The sequence below is a fragment of the Rhodobacteraceae bacterium M385 genome (genome assembly GCA_025141835.1).
Classification (GTDB): domain Bacteria; phylum Pseudomonadota; class Alphaproteobacteria; order Rhodobacterales; family Rhodobacteraceae; genus Gymnodinialimonas.
In genome coordinates this window covers 3155052-3170014 of the sequence record CP081102.1, presented here as the reverse complement: position 1 = coordinate 3170014, position 14963 = coordinate 3155052, and the positions used below count along the sequence as shown (strand labels likewise).

15 protein-coding genes are annotated in these 14963 nt (G+C 62.7%); 6 read left to right on the top strand and 9 right to left on the bottom strand.

Going from position 1 to position 14963, the window contains the following annotated elements; translation table 11 throughout:
- The first annotated feature begins 5 nt into the window (after window positions 1–5).
- Together K3728_15505 and K3728_15500 are read left to right on the top strand one after the other, a co-directional pair.
- Window positions 6–1997: an AsmA family protein gene (locus K3728_15505; protein UWQ95077.1), complete on the top strand. Its 1992-nt coding sequence runs from the start codon at window positions 6–8 to the stop codon at window positions 1995–1997.
- A complete protein-coding gene (locus tag K3728_15500; GenBank protein UWQ95076.1) occupies window positions 1994–2503 on the top strand; it encodes a transglycosylase SLT domain-containing protein in 510 nt (169 codons plus the stop codon). The genes K3728_15505 and K3728_15500 overlap by 4 nt, the downstream gene beginning before the upstream one ends.
- Before the next feature lie 138 nt (window positions 2504–2641).
- Here K3728_15500 and K3728_15495 read toward each other — a convergent pair whose 3' ends face one another.
- On the bottom strand, window positions 2642–3244 hold the full coding sequence (locus tag K3728_15495; GenBank protein UWQ95075.1) for a GcrA cell cycle regulator: 603 nt from the start codon (window positions 3242–3244) through the stop codon (window positions 2642–2644).
- 160 nt (window positions 3245–3404) lie between these two features.
- Between K3728_15495 and K3728_15490 the strand changes: the two genes are divergently transcribed.
- The gene (locus tag K3728_15490; protein ID UWQ95074.1) at window positions 3405–4487 is read left to right on the top strand and encodes a beta-lactamase family protein; all 1083 of its coding nucleotides are present in this window, start codon (window positions 3405–3407) and stop codon (window positions 4485–4487) included.
- Here K3728_15490 and K3728_15485 read toward each other — a convergent pair.
- Window positions 4462–5352 (bottom strand): DMT family transporter, encoded by an 891-nt coding sequence (locus tag K3728_15485; GenBank protein ID UWQ97586.1) that lies wholly within the window; start codon window positions 5350–5352, stop codon window positions 4462–4464. The genes K3728_15490 and K3728_15485 overlap by 26 nt on opposite strands.
- Window positions 5353–5532: 180 nt before the next feature.
- On the opposite strand from K3728_15485, the gene K3728_15480 reads away from it, so the two are divergent.
- Window positions 5533–6735 carry a DUF2235 domain-containing protein gene (locus tag K3728_15480; GenBank protein ID UWQ95073.1) on the top strand — a complete coding sequence of 401 codons (1203 nt, stop codon included), beginning with the start codon at window positions 5533–5535 and terminating at the stop codon, window positions 6733–6735.
- Here K3728_15480 and argF read toward each other — a convergent pair whose 3' ends face one another.
- From argF to metF, 4 genes are all read right to left on the bottom strand, one after another.
- The gene (gene argF, locus K3728_15475) at window positions 6736–7662 is read right to left on the bottom strand and encodes an ornithine carbamoyltransferase (GenBank protein ID UWQ95072.1); all 927 of its coding nucleotides are present in this window, start codon (window positions 7660–7662) and stop codon (window positions 6736–6738) included.
- An 81-nt stretch (window positions 7663–7743) separates the two neighbouring features.
- Complete coding sequence (locus K3728_15470; protein UWQ95071.1) at window positions 7744–8931, bottom strand: aspartate aminotransferase family protein; 1188 nt, start codon at window positions 8929–8931, stop codon at window positions 7744–7746.
- Window positions 8932–9012: 81 nt separating this feature from the next.
- Window positions 9013–9516 carry a PaaI family thioesterase gene (locus K3728_15465; GenBank protein ID UWQ97585.1) on the bottom strand — a complete coding sequence of 168 codons (504 nt, stop codon included), beginning with the start codon at window positions 9514–9516 and terminating at the stop codon, window positions 9013–9015.
- 126 nt (window positions 9517–9642) lie between these two features.
- Entirely contained in the window at window positions 9643–10509 is an 867-nt protein-coding gene (gene metF, locus K3728_15460) for a methylenetetrahydrofolate reductase [NAD(P)H] (protein UWQ95070.1), read from the bottom strand.
- Window positions 10510–10602: 93 nt separating this feature from the next.
- On the opposite strand from metF, the gene K3728_15455 reads away from it, so the two are divergent.
- On the top strand, window positions 10603–11511 hold the full coding sequence (locus K3728_15455) for a LysR family transcriptional regulator (GenBank protein ID UWQ95069.1): 909 nt from the start codon (window positions 10603–10605) through the stop codon (window positions 11509–11511).
- 114 nt (window positions 11512–11625) lie between these two features.
- Complete coding sequence (locus K3728_15450; GenBank protein ID UWQ95068.1) at window positions 11626–12420, top strand: inositol monophosphatase; 795 nt, start codon at window positions 11626–11628, stop codon at window positions 12418–12420.
- An 89-nt stretch (window positions 12421–12509) separates the two neighbouring features.
- On the opposite strand, the gene K3728_15445 is transcribed toward K3728_15450, so the two are convergent.
- Genes K3728_15445 through K3728_15435 form a run of 3 tightly spaced genes read right to left on the bottom strand, consistent with a single transcriptional unit; the run spans window position 12510 to window position 14890 of the window.
- Entirely contained in the window at window positions 12510–13205 is a 696-nt protein-coding gene (locus K3728_15445) for a phosphatidylcholine synthase (GenBank protein ID UWQ95067.1), read from the bottom strand.
- Between the two features lie 60 nt (window positions 13206–13265).
- Window positions 13266–14189, bottom strand: a complete 924-nt coding sequence (locus K3728_15440) for a tyrosine recombinase XerC (protein ID UWQ95066.1) — start codon at window positions 14187–14189, stop codon at window positions 13266–13268.
- Window positions 14186–14890: a DUF484 family protein gene (locus K3728_15435; GenBank protein ID UWQ97584.1), complete on the bottom strand. Its 705-nt coding sequence runs from the start codon at window positions 14888–14890 to the stop codon at window positions 14186–14188. The genes K3728_15440 and K3728_15435 overlap by 4 nt, the downstream gene beginning before the upstream one ends.
- Window positions 14891–14963: the final 73 nt, after the last annotated feature.

The window sequence follows — 14963 nt, the reverse complement described above, 5'->3', positions numbered from 1 at the left end:
AGAAAATGCGGTGGATATTCAGAATTTTGGGCGCGGTTGTCGTCCTGTTGTTTTTGGCTTCGGGCACGATTTTGCTGATCCCCGCAGAGCGGATCGCAGAGATTGCCAGTGACCGCATCACCCAAGCCACGGGGCGGTCGGTAACGATCAGCGGAGAGGCGCGGCCGACGCTGTGGCCTGATTTGGGCATCGTGATCGAGGGCCTGCGCGTTGGAAACCCCACATGGGCCGGCGCCGCCCCGATGATCGAGGCCGAAAGGGTCAACGTGGGCGTGGCGTGGAGCGGCTTGTTCTCGGGCGATATCCAAGTGCAGCGGGCCGTGTTTGAGGGGGCGCAGATCCTGTTGGTGCGCGCCGAGGACGGGCGTATGTCTTGGGATATGAGCAACGCCAGGGGCGGAGCCGAGGCCAGCGGTGGCGATGTCGGGTCAATGCAGATCGGTTTTGACGAGGCGATCATCCGCGACGCCCGCGTGCGCTATCTGGACCGCGAAGGCGGGGCCGATTGGGATGTCTCGCAATTGGATGCGACGTTGCGCCTGCCTGACGCGGGTGGCCCGGTCGCGTTTGAAGGGGACGCACAAGTCAACGGCGTGCCGCTGATGCTGGAGGCCACGATCGACGGCGCGTCGGGTTTGCTCGCCGGAGAGGCTCGCCCGGTGGTGGCCACGCTGCGGTGGCAGGGCGGGTCCCTCGGATACGAGGGCGCGTTTGCGCTGGATGCCACAGCGGAAGGGTCGATGAACCTCAGCGCTGAGGATTTGGCCCCGCTGGTCGCACTGGCGGGCGGGTCGATGCCGGAGATGCCCGCAGGTTTGGGCCGCAACCAGATCGCCGTGTCGGGCGATGTGCGGCTGGCGCAAGAAGGCTCGGTTCATCTGCGCGAAGGTTTGGTGAGGTTGGATGACACCCTGCTAAGCGTCGCCGCCGATCTGGTGCCCGGAGAGGACCGACCGATGTTACGCGGCACGATAACCGGCGGTGAGATCGCCTTGCCGGGCCTGCTGGAGGCCCGCGATGACACGCCCGAAACGGGGGGAGGCTGGCCGAGGGATGTCATTGACGTCTCGGGGTTGTTCGCAACCGACGCGGATTTGACGGTGCGGGCCGATAACCTTGATCTGGGCGCTGTCGCCCTGAGCGATATCGACCTGAGGGCTAGGATCAACCGCGGGCGGTTGGTCTTCGATATCGCCTCGATCCGCACCTACGAGGGGCAGTTGGCGGGGCAATTCGTGATAAACGGACGCGGCGGCCTGTCGGTGGGGGGCGATCTGATCCTATCCGATGTGGCGTTGCGCCCTCTGCTGACCGCCATGGCGGAATATGAGCGGTTGGAGGGGACGGGATCGGCCTCCCTCGAATTTCTGGGGGTGGGCAATGATCTGCACACCATCATGGATGGGCTAGAGGCCGAGGGCGATGTGGCCCTGGGACAGGGCGCGATATTGGGGCTCGATCTGGGGGGGATGCTGCGCAATTTCGATCCTTCGTTTCAGGGAGAAGGCCAGCGTACGGTCTATGATCGGGTCACCGCTGATTTCATCGTTCGCGATGGCGTATTGCAGAACGAAGACCTGCTGCTGGACGCCCCATGGGGCGAGATGCGCGGCGCGGGAGAGGCTGATTTGGCGGCCATGACGGTCGATTACACGCTGATCCCCGGCGTGCTGCGCGACGCCGATGGGGTGGCGACGGTCCGCGTGCCGATTGCCGTGACCGGGCCGTGGTCTGCGCCCGCGATCGGGCCCGACTTGGCGCTTTTGGCCGAGATCGAGCTGGCCGAGGAAACGGCCCGCCTAGAGGCTGAGGCCCGCGCGGCGCTGGAGGCGGAAGAAGACCGCTTGGAAGAACTGGCGCGCGACGGCGCGAATGAGCTACTGGGCACCGATATCCAGGCGGGCGATAGCCCCGAAGACATCGAACAACAGCTGACCGATGAGTTTATTCTCGGCGTGGAGCGGTTGATTTTCGGCAATGGAGAAGAGAGCGAATGAAGGCGATTTGCGTGATGGCCCTATGTGTGGCCTTGGCGGGCTGCGGCGGCGGTATCCTAGGCTTTGGCGGGGGGCGAGACGACGCCCCCACGGTGACGCGGGGCCAGCCGGATCTTTACCCCGGTGAGACCGCTGAAATGCGGGCGTTGGTTATCGAATACGCTGCCCGGCACGACATCCCCACGGCGCTGCTGCACCGGGTGATCCAGCGCGAAAGCGACTACCGCGCCAATGCCCGTAACGGGCCCTATTATGGCTTGATGCAAATTCTACCGGAAACGGCGGCACAGATGGGCCATCAGGGTAGCGCCAATGACCTGTTGGATGCCCGCACCAACCTTGAATACGCTGGCCGCTACCTGCGCGGGGCGTGGTTGTTGAGCGATGGGGACATCGACACCGCCATCGGTTGGTACGCGCGTGGCTACTACTACGAGGCCCGCGACCGCTGCATGTTGGTGGAAACCGGTCTGCGGGACCGCGAGGTCAACCGCGCCTGCCGTTAAGGGACGTTAAGGTATATGACGGGCCGGGAGCGACGCTGTTTGGCTAAAGCCAAAGGCGCCCCGCCCGCCGTCCCATAGCGGCGCAATGGCCAGCCTAAAAGCAAAGGGGCCCGCGATTTTCGCGGGCCCCTGATATGTTTAGCGGCGACGGTCCCGGCGGGAGGACATGGGCTGGAACGCCACGCCCACATGGGCCTCGCAGTAAGGTTTGCCTTGTTGCACCGGCAAGCCGCAGAAGTAGAAATCATCTGTCGCCGGATCGCCGATGGGCCATTTGCACACACGCTCGGTCAGGTCCATGAGGCTGATCTTCTTGGCGTGTTTCTCAACCTCGGAAACTTTGGCAAGCGCCTCTGGGCTGATCTCGTTGGCCGAGGGTTGCGGCGGCAGGGGTTGGCCTGCGGGCGCGATAGGCTTGCGCAGGGGCATGATGTTGGTTCGCGGCGCGGGCGCTGCGGCAGGAGCCTCGGCCGCTTTGGGCGCGGGTGCAGGTTCTGCGGCGGGCGCAGGTTTCGGCGCGGGGGCTGCCTTGGCAGCGGGCGCTTCCTTGGCGGCGGGCGCGGGCTTGGATGGCGCAGACGTGCCGCCGCCGCCCGAGCGGTTGGACAGGCCCAAGCGGTGCACTTTGCCGATCACGGCATTGCGCGTCACCCCGCCCAATTCTTTGGCGATCTGGCTGGCCGACTGGCCTTCGCCCCACATTTTCTTTAGCGTCTCAACCCGTTCATCGGTCCAGGACATAGCTGTGCCTTCCGGTCTATCGTTCCGCCACACGCGGCATTGGTTTATGAGCGTGGGCTTATGGCGCGGGTGCTCCGCGATTTGAAGACCTATTGTGGGGGTCCGCGAGGCCGAGGGCAAGGTGGTGCGGGTGGTTTTGAGGACAACAGAGGGTGTGAGCATGCGAAATTTTGTTCGGTCACTGGGAATCGCGTTCGGTCTGGCGGGATCTGCGGCGGCGCAAGACGTGCCGCAAGCGTCGCCGCAGGATATCGCGACGCAGTTGGCGGCGCTTCAAAGCGTGCCGGGGGCGGCGGCGGGCTGGGTGACGGCGGAGGCGATGGAGGTGGCTGTCGCCGGTAACCGCGTGGTGGACGGGGAAGACGCCGTTCAGGCAGGCGACGCCTGGCACGTGGGGTCAATCACCAAGGGCATGACCGCTACACTTGCCGCGAGGATGGTAGAGGCAGCCGCGATCACATGGGATACGCGCATCGGCGCGGTTCTGGGCGATGCCTTCCCCGAGATGCACGCGGATTGGCACGATACGCCATTGCGCGCGCTACTGTCCCACCAGTCGGGCATGGCAGCGAACTTGCCTAGCGCCTCTGCGGTGGATCTGGGCGAGGGGCCGCGCCACGACTACGTGGCCGAAATGTTGTACAGCCAGCCGGAAACGGCGGTTGGCGAATTCGTCTATTCAAACGCAGGCTACGTGGTGGCGGGCGCGATGCTGGAGGCTGTGGGCGGCGCCCCTTGGGAAGAGCTGATGCAGGAGCATGTTTTTGGGCCGCTCGGCATGGAAAGCGCCGGGTTCGGCCCGCCCCAAGGCGCGGCGATCGAGGGCCACGCAACGCGCCTGCTGCGCGGTGTGCGGTCTGCGGGGCAGGGGCCCGAGGCCGATAACATCCCCGCCATGGGCCCTGCGGGGAGGGTACACCTGAGCGCAGGCGATATGCTGCGCTATCTGCGGGCGCATTTGGTGCGGGATGAAAGCTTTCTGAGCCCGGCTACATGGGAGGTGCTGCACACGGCGGCGGGCGACCGCGGCTACTCAGACAGCATCGAGGGCTACGCGATGGGATGGGGGGTAGACGAGAACGGCAATCTTGTTCACGCGGGCTCTAACACGTTTTGGTATGCGGTGGCCTACATTGACCCCAGCGCCGGTGTCGCGGTTTTCGCGGCGACGAACTCGGGTGATCTACGGGCCGTGGCGGAACCTGTGGACGGGGCGCTTAGGGCTTTGCTTGTGGGGCGCTGATCGGGGCTTGCGGGGCCTTTCCGGCCCGCGCCTCTCTCCAAGCCAGAAGGGCGGCGCCGGCGACAATGATCGCGGCCCCCAGATAGGTGAGCCCGGTGGGCGAAACGCCGAAAATGGCAAAGTCATAGGCCGCCGCAAAGATCAGCGTGAGGTAGGAGAACGGCGTCACAAAGCTGGCGTCGGCGCGGGCCAGGGCGTTCACAAAGCAGGCCTGCGCGGTGGCCATCACGATCCCCAATCCCGCCAGTCCCGCCCATTGCGCCATGGTTGGCGGCTGCCAGAACGCGGCCACGGCCAGCGTGGCGATGACCACGCCGAGCCCGTTGTTGATGAAAAGAATCTGCAACGGGGCCTCACGCCCTGAAAGGCGTTTGATAAACGTCAGCTCCAACCCCAACGCCATGGCCGCGCCCAAGGCCAACAAGGCGCCCGGGGCAATGGCTCCCGCGCCGGGGCGGATCAGGATCAACGCGCCGGTGAAGGCAATCGCGGCAGCCAGCCAACGCCATTTGCCGACTTTCTCTCCGAGGATGGGAATCGCAAGAATCATCCCGAACACCGGGTTCAGAAACGAGATCGCCGTTGCATCCGCCAAAGGGATCATCGCCGCAGCGGCAAACATGCACGTCACGCCGGTAAACCCCGTTACCGTGCGCCCGATGTGCAACCCCCAAGAGGGCTGCACGAAGGTGGGCCGCATCACGGCCACCACACAGGCAATGGTGATCCAGGCAAACAGAAACCGCCCGTGGCTGACTTGCAGCGGATGCAGCGCCGGGCCAAGGGCATCGGTGCCAAGGGCCTTGGCGATCAGCGTCGTGGCCGCGATGAACGCCGTCGCGCTGAGAATGAAGACAACCGCCAGACGCGGCGCGGGCGCGGCAAGGCCAGAGGGCGTCTTTTGCGGGGCAGAAGGGGGAGCTGACACGGCGATCTCCGACGAGGTGCCTTGCTGCGATGGCCCATTTTGGGGGGCGGTGCAAGGTGCTCTTGCAGTCGGAACGGGGCGGACACATCTTTGGTGTGACGCTAGGGAAGGTTCGCCGTGAAACGGATTGTGATTTTATGCGATGGGACTTGGAACCATTCCGATGCCAAGGACCCTACAAACGTAGTCCGTTTGGCACGCGCCATGGCCGCAACCGGGGTCGACGGGGTGCCACAGATCCCGATCTATGTGGAAGGCGTGGGCAGCGGGCGCGGCGTGACAGCAATGGCGCGTTTCACCGATAGAATATTGGGTGGCGCTTTCGGTTGGGGTCTGATGGACAACGTCATAGAGGCCTATCGCCATTTGGTGTTCATGCACGAACCGGGCGATGAGATTTACATATTCGGCTTTTCTCGTGGGGCATTCACGGCACGATCTTTGGCGGGGTTCGTGCGATCAACCGGGATCGTGGATCGTGACCGATTACATCTGCTGCCCGAGGCCATTGAACGTTACCGCCGGCGCGACGACGACACGACTCACCCCAGCTCGGACGAAAGCCACGCCTTCCGCGCAAAGCTATCGTTGCGGGTGGTTACCAGTGCCGCAGAAGCAGCCTACCGCGCCGCCCAAGGGATGCCCGAGGCGCCGCTTATCAACATCGCCTATCTTGGGGTATGGGACACGGTGGGTGCGTTGGGTGTACCGAACCATTTGAAGCTGGCCTCGCTGCTCAATGGGGGGAGTTACAGCTTTCACGATGCCGACCTGTCGAGCCTTGTGCGCGCCGCCCGTCACGCCATTGCATTAGATGAATTGCGCCCAAGCTTTGCGCCCACAAGGTGGGACAATCTGGACCGTCTGAACGCCGGTCGCACCAAAGATGTCGCCCCCTACCAAGAGAAGTTCTTCGCCGGGGATCATGGCTCTGTGGGCGGCGGTGGCGATATCTTGGACCTGTCCAACATCACGTTGGAATGGATCGCAGCGGGCGCGCATGCGGCGGGGCTTGCGTTGGACCCGACCCGGATGGACGCCATCCGCGCCGCGCAAGACCCCACCGGGCCGTTGCATAATTTCAGCAACCCCCGGCCATCGATCATCCAGCGTCTGATGCGGTGGCGAAAGGTGGATCGCGCAGGGCCCATGAGGCTGGATGAAGTCCACCCGGCGGTGCACCAACGTTGGACGATGGAGGCCAAGAGCGCAGGCTTCAAACCCTATCGCCCCGGCAGCCTCAAGCGGCTGGAGCCTGAATTGACGGCCTACCACGCCCCCACAATGGAAGGTGAAAACCCGCCCCGCGCTATAGTCTGATCAAGCGCCCAGGCACCAACGCATGATCGCCTTTTGGGCGTGCAGGCGGTTCTCGGCCTCGTCAAAGACAACAGAGCGGGGGCCGTCGAGAATGGCGTCGGTGACTTCCTCGCCCCGGTGCGCGGGCAGGCAGTGCATGACCATCGCATGGTCAGGGGCGGCTTCCATCAAACGCTCGTTCACCTGATAGGGGCGCAGAAGGTTGTGGCGGCGCTGACGAGAGCTTTCGGCATCGCCCATGGAGACCCAGGTATCGGTCACCACAAGGTCGGCATCGGCGACGGCTTTGGCGGGGTCACGCTCAATCCGAACGTCTTGGCCCGCTTTGCGCACCGTACCGATCAGCGCGTCCTGCGGGTCAAGTTGGGCGGGGCCAGAGAAGGTGAAATCGAACCCAAAGGAGGCAGCCGCATGGAGGAAGCTTTGCGCGACGTTGTTGCCGTCGCCCATCCACGCCACGCGCTTGCCCTTGATCGGGCCGCGATGTTCTTCAAACGTCATCACATCGGCCATGATCTGGCAGGGGTGTGAATTATCGGTCAGGCCGTTGATGACCGGCACTGTGGCGTGTTCGGCCATCTCATGAAGGATATCCTCGCCGAAGGTACGGATCATGATGAGATCCACATAGCGAGACAGGACACGGGCGGTGTCGGCGATGGTTTCGCCGTGCCCGAGCTGCATTTCCGCGCCTGATAGCACGAGGGACGTGCCGCCCATCTGTCGTACGCCCACGTCAAAGGACACTCGTGTCCGGGTCGAGGGCTTCTCGAAGATCAGCGCAACGACATGGCCCTCAAGGGGGAGGTCATCGTCGGGCGTGCCCTTGGGACGGGTGCCCCGGGCCGTTTTCATCTGGGTGGCGCTGGAAAGGATATCGCGCAGGGCGGCAGGGTCTGTGGTGTGGATGTCGAGAAAATTTGGCATGATATGTCGCTTGTGGCTGGCGGACGCACCGGGGGGCCAGCCCCCCGGACCCCCCGGGAATATTTGAAGAACGAGGAAGGGTTAGGCGGCGCGCGCCTCAAGCGCCGTGGCGGTGGCGTCGAGGCGGTCAATGCCTTGGGAGATTTCCGCTTCCGTGATGGTGAGGGCAGGAAGAATGCGCAGGGCGTTGTCGGCGGCAGGCACGGTGAGAACGTCGTGCTTGTAACCCTCGGCCACCACATCGGTGGGGGGGATCTTGCAGGTGAGGCCGAGGATCAGGCCTTGGCCGCGGACGCTCTCGAAGATGGTGGGGTGCGCGGCCACGAGACCTTCGAGTTTCTGGCGTAGGAAGCCCGCCTTGGCGTTAACGGCATCCAAGAAGCCGTCCTCGGTTATCACATCCATCACGGCGCCGCCCACAGCGCAGCCCAAGGGGTTGCCGCCATAGGTGGACCCATGGGTGCCTGCGGTCATGCCCTGGGCAGCCTTTTCCGTGGCGAGAAGTGCCCCGAGGGGGAAACCGCTACCGATGCCTTTGGCGACCAGCATGATGTCAGGGCTGATCCCCGCCCATTCGTGCGCGAAAAGTTTGCCGGTCCGGCCCACGCCGCATTGGATTTCATCAAGGATCAGCAGGAGCCCGAGTTCATCGCACAGGGCGCGAATATCCTTAAGCCGTTGGTCGGAGAACGGCCGGATGCCGCCTTCGCCCTGGATCGGCTCCAGCATGATGGCGCCGATGTTCGGCTGGGAAGCTGCATCGCGCAGGGCCTCGTCGTCGATATCGAAGGGCAGCGTTTGGAAACCATCGAGAAGGGGGCCGAACCCCTTGGTCAGCTTCTCAGACCCCGCCGCAGATATCGCCCCGAGAGAGCGTCCGTGGAACGCCCCTTCAAAAGTCAGGATACCCATCCGTTCGGGGGCGCCGGTTTCAGTCCGGTATTTCCGGGCCATCTTGATGGACAGTTCTGCCGCCTCAGTGCCCGAGTTGCAGAAGAAGACGGTGTCGGCGAAGGTATGCTCCACCAACCTCTCGGCCAGCGCTTTTTGTTGCGGTACCTCGTAAAGGTTCGACGTGTGCCATAGCGCATTAGCTTGGTCGGTCAACGCACCAACGACCTTGGGGTGACCATGGCCCAAAGACATCACGGCAATCCCACTGGCAAAATCCAGAAAACGTCGCCCGTCTGCTTCCACCAGCCAAGAGCCTTCGCCTTTGACGAATGACAGGTTTGCGCGGGAATAGCTTGGTAGGACTGGCGAAATCATCGACCGGACTCCATGGGGGTTAGACAAGCGCCTGTGTTGCACTGACGTGGCGTTGTAGTCAATTCAACGATGCTTATAGGGTCAAGTGCCGGGCTTGATGGGGGCGGGCATAATCAGACAGGTGGTGGAGCCTGTGGCATACAGCTTACCCGTCTCAGCATCTCGGATAGTGCCTTCCGCCACCCCGGTGCTGCGTCCGCTATGGGAGACCACGCCCTCCGCCGCGATCTCTCGTCCTATGGGGATCGAACGGGTGATGTTCACCTTATACTCAAGGGTCGTATAAATGCTTCCCCTAGGCACTTTGGTCATCACCGCGCAGGCCATGGCACTATCTAGTAGCGTCCCGTACCAACCGCCATGCACCGTGCCCAACGGGTTGAGTGTCTCGAATGTCGGGGTGCCCCGGAACACGACGCGCCCCTCCTCGACCTCGTGCAACATGTAGCCAAGGGCGCGCCCAATTGGTGGGTTCGAAATCTCGCCCCGCAAAATCGCTTGCATGAACTCCAACCCTGAACGCGTAAGAGTCTCCTCCATCGTCGGCAAATCCGCCGGCTCTCGGGCAAAAAAGGGCTCTCCCATGGGCGTCTCCAATATGGCTCTCGCCATAGCGCCACGCTCCTTGTCAAAGCGCAACCCATGCCTTCACCTTGGCCATACACCTCTGGGGGTGGGTGGCCTTCAGGCCGCCAAGGGGGCTAGCCCCCACTACGCCACCTCAGCCAACGCTACCTTCGGAGCGATGCCCAAGGCCGCGCAAACATCCCTTGTCAGCTCGGGCCGGTTCAGCGTGTAGAAATGCAAGTGCTCCGCCCCGCCCTCGATCAGGTCGGTGCATAATTCGGTGCAGATCGCCGTGGATAACAAGTCCGCCCGATCATCTCGGATCGCGCTGGCATAGGTGTCATCCAACCACTGCGGAATAACCGTGCCGCAGGCGCTGGCGAAGCGGCGTGCGCGGGGCCAATTCTCAATCGGCAGGACGCCCGGCAGGATCGGCGCGCCTATTCCGGCCGCGGCGCAGGCATCGCGGAAGCGGAAGAACGTGTCCGCCTCGAAGAAGAACTGCGTGATCGCCGACGTCGCCCCCGCATCAATCTTTCGCTTCAAATAATCGACGCACTCCTGCATCGACCCAGCCTCTGGATGGGGATCGGGGTAGGCGCCTACGCGAATCTCGAACTTGCCCGTTTTGGCCAGTGCCTCGATCAATTCGACCGACGACCCGAACCCCTCGGGATGCGCCGTAAAACCATCCGCCCCTTTGGGTGGGTCGCCCCGCAATGCGACGATCTGCGAAATGCCGGCCTCGGCATATTGCTCTGCGATATCCAACGTCTCCGCGCGTGTTGCATCCACGCAGGTCAAATGCGCGGCCACAGGTACGCCAAAATTGGAGTCGATGGCGGTGACGGCCTCGTGGGTCAACTTCCGAGTCGTGCCGCCCGCCCCGTAGGTGACGGACACGAAATCCGGCTTCAGCGGAGCCAGGACGCCAAGCGTCTCCCAAAGCTTGAACGACCCCTCCAGCGACTTGGGCGGAAAAAACTCGAATGAGACGGCAGGTTGGGTCATGACGGAAAGGATCCTTGATATGTCGCAACTGGATGTCGCATAGATGGCGCCAATCAGCAAATTCATAACTCTCATCATCAACATGAGTTTCATATGCATATCGAGTTTCGCCACCTGCGCACCATCAAGGCCATCCATGAAGAGGGCGGCCTGGCGAAGGCCGCTGACAGCCTGCACATTACCCAAAGTGCGCTGAGCCATCAGATCAAAGGGCTGGAAGATCAGGCAGGGCTAGAGCTTTTCATTCGCCGCTCTAAACCCATGCGTTTGTCACCTGCGGGGATGAAGATGCTGCGCCTCGCCGAAGAGGTCCTGCCCCGTGTCGCGGCCCTGGAGGAAGACTTCACTGGATTGCGTGCCGGTAAATCCGGGCGACTCCATATCGCGATCGAATGCCACGCCTGCTTCGATTGGCTGCTTCCGGTGCTGGAGGCCTTCCGCCAGACGTGGCCCGACGTGGACGTCGATATCCGCCCCGGCCTGCAATTTGAGGCGCTTCCCGCCCTCAACCGCCAAGATGTGGATATGGTCGTCTCCAGCGATCCTGAAGACATCCCGGGCACCGATTTTACCCCTTTGTTCGACTATGAACCCGTCTTCGTTTGCGCCGCCGACCATCCGCTGGCCGCCAAACCCTTCATCGAGGCCGAAGACTTCGCCGATCAGACGCTGATCACCTACCCCGTGGATCGACCGCGCCTTGATGTGTTCAGCCAACTGCTTTTCCCTGCGGGGATCGAGCCCAAGGCCGTGCGGCAAGTGGAACTCTCTGCCGTGATTTTGCTGCTTGTGGCCTCGGGGCGCGGCGTGTCGGTTCTGCCTGATTGGGTCGTTCGCGACGCCGCGGGCAGCCAATCCCTCGTCACAAAATCCCTGACTGAAACCGGCCTGACCCGCCGCCTCTACGGCGCGACACGGTCTGAGGACACCGCGAAACCCTTTATGTCCCACGTCCTGAAACTCTGCCGAACCGAGCCGCCAAAACTGCAACGGCGCGCCTAGACCACCCCAGACCTTTGCAAAGGTCTGGACAAACTCTTGCAAGAGTTTGGTGCGCCCCTTGGCACGGGCAGGTACGAGGTCTATAGGATCGCGCCTGACTTAGAAGGAAATCCGATGCAAGGCTCCGCCAATCTCAACGTGATGATCAAAGCCGCCCGTATGGCGGCGCGGTCTCTGCAAAAAGACTTCCGTGAAGTCGAGCAGTTGCAGGTCTCGTCCAAGGGCCCGGGCGACTTCGTGAGCCGCGCGGACCGGGCGGCGCAGCAGGTCATCAAGGAAGAACTGATGGCCGCGCGCCCCAACTACGGGTTCTTGGGTGAGGAAGAGGCCGAAATCATCGGCAAAGACCCCACCCGGCGCTGGATCGTTGATCCCCTCGATGGCACCACCAATTTCCTCCACGCGATGCCCCATTGGGCGATTTCCATCGCTTTGGAGCATAAGGGCGAGATTGTCGCCGGCGTGGTATATGACCCGGCCAAGGATGAGATGTTCTTTGCCGAAAAGGGTGCGGGTGCTTGGTTGAACGACACGCAACGCCTGCGAGTCTCGGCGCGCAAACGGATGTCTGAGTCGGTTTTCTCGGCGGGCTTTCCCCCCGATGGCGGTCGCTACCTGCCCGGCGTCCTCCGGGATTTGGCGCGTTTGATGCCTTTGTGTTCCGGCATGCGTCGCAACGGCGCTGCCTCTTTGGACCTGTGTTGGGTCGCTGCGGGGCGTTTTGAGGGTTACTGGGAATACAATCTGAAGCCTTGGGACATCGCGGCAGGTATCCTGATCGCCCGTGAGGCCGGTGCCTTCGTGGAGCCGATCCGTGAGGATCAATCTCTTCTGGAAGATGGCCATCTGATCTGCGGCACTGAAGCGATCTTTGATCAATTCGCCAAAGTCATCCGTACGCGGGACTAAAGCGCGGGCCTTTGGCCCCGCCTCTTGGCGTCCATCGCCTCAAGACCCACAAAACACACAGGACAACGCGGGCCCTTTGGGGCCGTGCGTTACCTCGCGTAGCCGCGATCGTAGATGATCTGTTGCGCGATGCCTGCGGCCAGCAGGTACACAGATGTGACCGTGACCACTGCCGTCAAAACCGGGTTAGATGCGAAATCGGTCCATGCGGCGTAGGCGATCGACGATACCCAAACCAGCGCGACGGGCAGCGACACGTAGCGCCAGCGTGCGGTGCGCACGGGATGGACAAACTTCAGGTTCAGGAATTGCGCCGCCGACAGCACCAGAACGATGCCAAGGATCACCGGCGGGGGCGGCACGATCACCAGCGTGGCCAAGGCCACCATGTTCCAGCATCCCGGAAACCCTCGGAACGATTTGTCCGCCGTTTTCATCCGCGTATCGGCAAAATAAAGCGATGAGGCGAAGGGGATCAGCAGCACCACAAGCCAGCCCGGCCAGCCCGGCAACAGGCCCGAGCCATAAATCGCGTAGGCGGGGATCATCACATAGGTAAGGAAGTCGATGATCAGATCCAGAAGCACGCCGTCAATTACGGGCGCGTTGGTCGTCACGTCGTAGCGCCGTGCCAGGGGGCCGTCGATGCCATCGACGATGAAGGCCACAGTCAGCCAGATCGTCATCATCGCCCAATCTTGTTGGGCGGCTTCCAAAAGCGCCAGCATCGCAAGGGATGCCCCGGCGGCGGTAAACAAATGTACGGAGTAAGCTCTAAATCGCATAGCAGCTTCGATGCCCTTTTGTGGCCGGGTTTGCAAGCTTCTGTGATCTTACAGAGAACATCACGCCTTGGGATGCGCGGCGTTGTAGACCTCCATCAGGCGTGCTGTATCCACGGCCGTGTAGGCTTGCGTCGTGGAAAGGGAGGCATGGCCCAGAAGTTCCTGAATGGCCCGCAGGTCGCCGCCCGCATCCAGCAGATGGGTGGCAAAGGAATGGCGCATCGCATGGGGCGTGGCGGTGGCGGGCAGGCCAAGCTGCATCCGTGTCTTCTCCATCACCAAAGCAACGGCGCGGGGGCCAAGGGCCCCTCCTCGGATTGCGCGAAACAAGGGTGTTCCGGGGGCAAGATCATGGGGGCAAAGGCGGGCATATTTCGCCGTGGCCTCTTGGGCGGCAGGCAACACTGGCACCTCCCGCTCTTTTCCGCCCTTGCCGGTGATGCGCAACACGCCGGGCAATTGTGCGTGGGCGGCGTCAAGGCCAAGCGCCTCGGAAATCCGCAAGCCGCAGCCGTATAGCAGCGTTACCACAGCCATATCTCGGGCCTGCACCCAATCACGGTCGTCCTGATCCGCAACGCCGGAGATCATGTCCTTCGCGCCGCCTTCCGTCAGGGGGCGGGGCAGGCGGCGGATGTGTTTGGGTGCGCGCATGGATAAAACGGCAGTGGCATCAAAGCCGTCACGATCTGCCCACCATTTGTAGAACGCCTTCACGGCCGACAAACGCCGCGCCAGAGACCTCGCGCCCACATCTCGGGCCCGCTGTGCCGCCATCCAAGCCCGCAAATCGCGCGTCTGTAGTCCACGCAGCCCCGCGGGGCCGGGGGCACCGCCCAGATGGTCGGCCTGAAAGGCCAGGAATTCCCCAACATCGGCTGCATAGGCCGTCAACGTGGCCTCAGCCCGCCCGCGCACGCCGCGCAGGTGGGTTAGCCATGCGTCCAGCAAGTCCCGGACCGCTGGGGTCAGGGACAGGCTCAATCGAGCCAGCCGCGCATGAGGCGCTCAAAGGCACCTGCAAAGAAGGTCAGCAAATCAGTCCCTTGGGAGGGGCGGAACTGATGCGGGTCTTCGGCGCCCATGACCAAAAGGCCGGGCAGGCGACCTTCGCCCAGATCAAGTGTCAGGCACGCTTCGGAGTGAATCCACCGCGAGGCTTCTCCGAAAATACGCTCCGCATCGCCGCCCACTTGCCGCAGGCTGACCTGGCGGTGGGGCACGTCGCGCCCTCCGGTGACGTAATCTTTGACGAAGCCGGGGGCCACGACCGTCAACACGTCTTCCAACTTCTGCACCTTGGGGGCTTCAGTCTCGGTTGCCTCGGCGCTTTCCAACACCAAACGCACCCGGTCCACGCGCAGAATGCTGGCGATATCGGTGCCCAGAAGCGTCAGAAATTCGGTGAACTCCTTGGCGTCCAACATGCGGATAATGGAGCGGTGGATTTGGTTGGTGCCCGCAAGGTTTTCGTAAGCCGCCGCAATGACAGAGCGGTGCGTGTCTTCCAGCCGATCCAAGCGATTTTGCAAGCGTTCCATCGCAATACCGCGCATATCGACGATATTTCCGCCCATCTGGCGGTCATTGGCGGCGATCAACGCGCGCATCAAATCGCGATCTTCGAGGATCAGTTCAGGGTCCGCCAGCGCCCGGTCGCGCCAGTCAGAATCAGGTCCACTCACAAGGGAATCGAGCGGGGCTTCCGCCTCGGTGCTGCTCATTAATACTGCCTCAACTTTTTTATCGTTAGGGTCA

Bases quoted from the DNA above. Each gene is read 5' to 3' on its own strand.
- K3728_15505 (UWQ95077.1), top strand. From the start codon at position 6: ATGCGGTGGATATTCAGAATTTTGGGCGCGGTTGTCGTCCTGTTGTTT.
- K3728_15500 (UWQ95076.1), top strand. From the start codon at position 1,994: ATGAAGGCGATTTGCGTGATGGCCCTATGTGTGGCCTTGGCGGGCTGC.
- K3728_15495 (UWQ95075.1), bottom strand. From the start codon at position 3,244: ATGTCCTGGACCGATGAACGGGTTGAGACGCTAAAGAAAATGTGGGGC.
- K3728_15490 (UWQ95074.1), top strand. From the start codon at position 3,405: ATGCGAAATTTTGTTCGGTCACTGGGAATCGCGTTCGGTCTGGCGGGA.
- argF (UWQ95072.1), bottom strand. From the start codon at position 7,662: ATGCCAAATTTTCTCGACATCCACACCACAGACCCTGCCGCCCTGCGC.
- K3728_15470 (UWQ95071.1), bottom strand. From the start codon at position 8,931: ATGATTTCGCCAGTCCTACCAAGCTATTCCCGCGCAAACCTGTCATTC.
- K3728_15465 (UWQ97585.1), bottom strand. From the start codon at position 9,516: ATGGGAGAGCCCTTTTTTGCCCGAGAGCCGGCGGATTTGCCGACGATG.
- metF (UWQ95070.1), bottom strand. From the start codon at position 10,509: ATGACCCAACCTGCCGTCTCATTCGAGTTTTTTCCGCCCAAGTCGCTG.
- K3728_15455 (UWQ95069.1), top strand. From the start codon at position 10,603: ATGCATATCGAGTTTCGCCACCTGCGCACCATCAAGGCCATCCATGAA.
- K3728_15450 (UWQ95068.1), top strand. From the start codon at position 11,626: ATGCAAGGCTCCGCCAATCTCAACGTGATGATCAAAGCCGCCCGTATG.
- K3728_15445 (UWQ95067.1), bottom strand. From the start codon at position 13,205: ATGCGATTTAGAGCTTACTCCGTACATTTGTTTACCGCCGCCGGGGCA.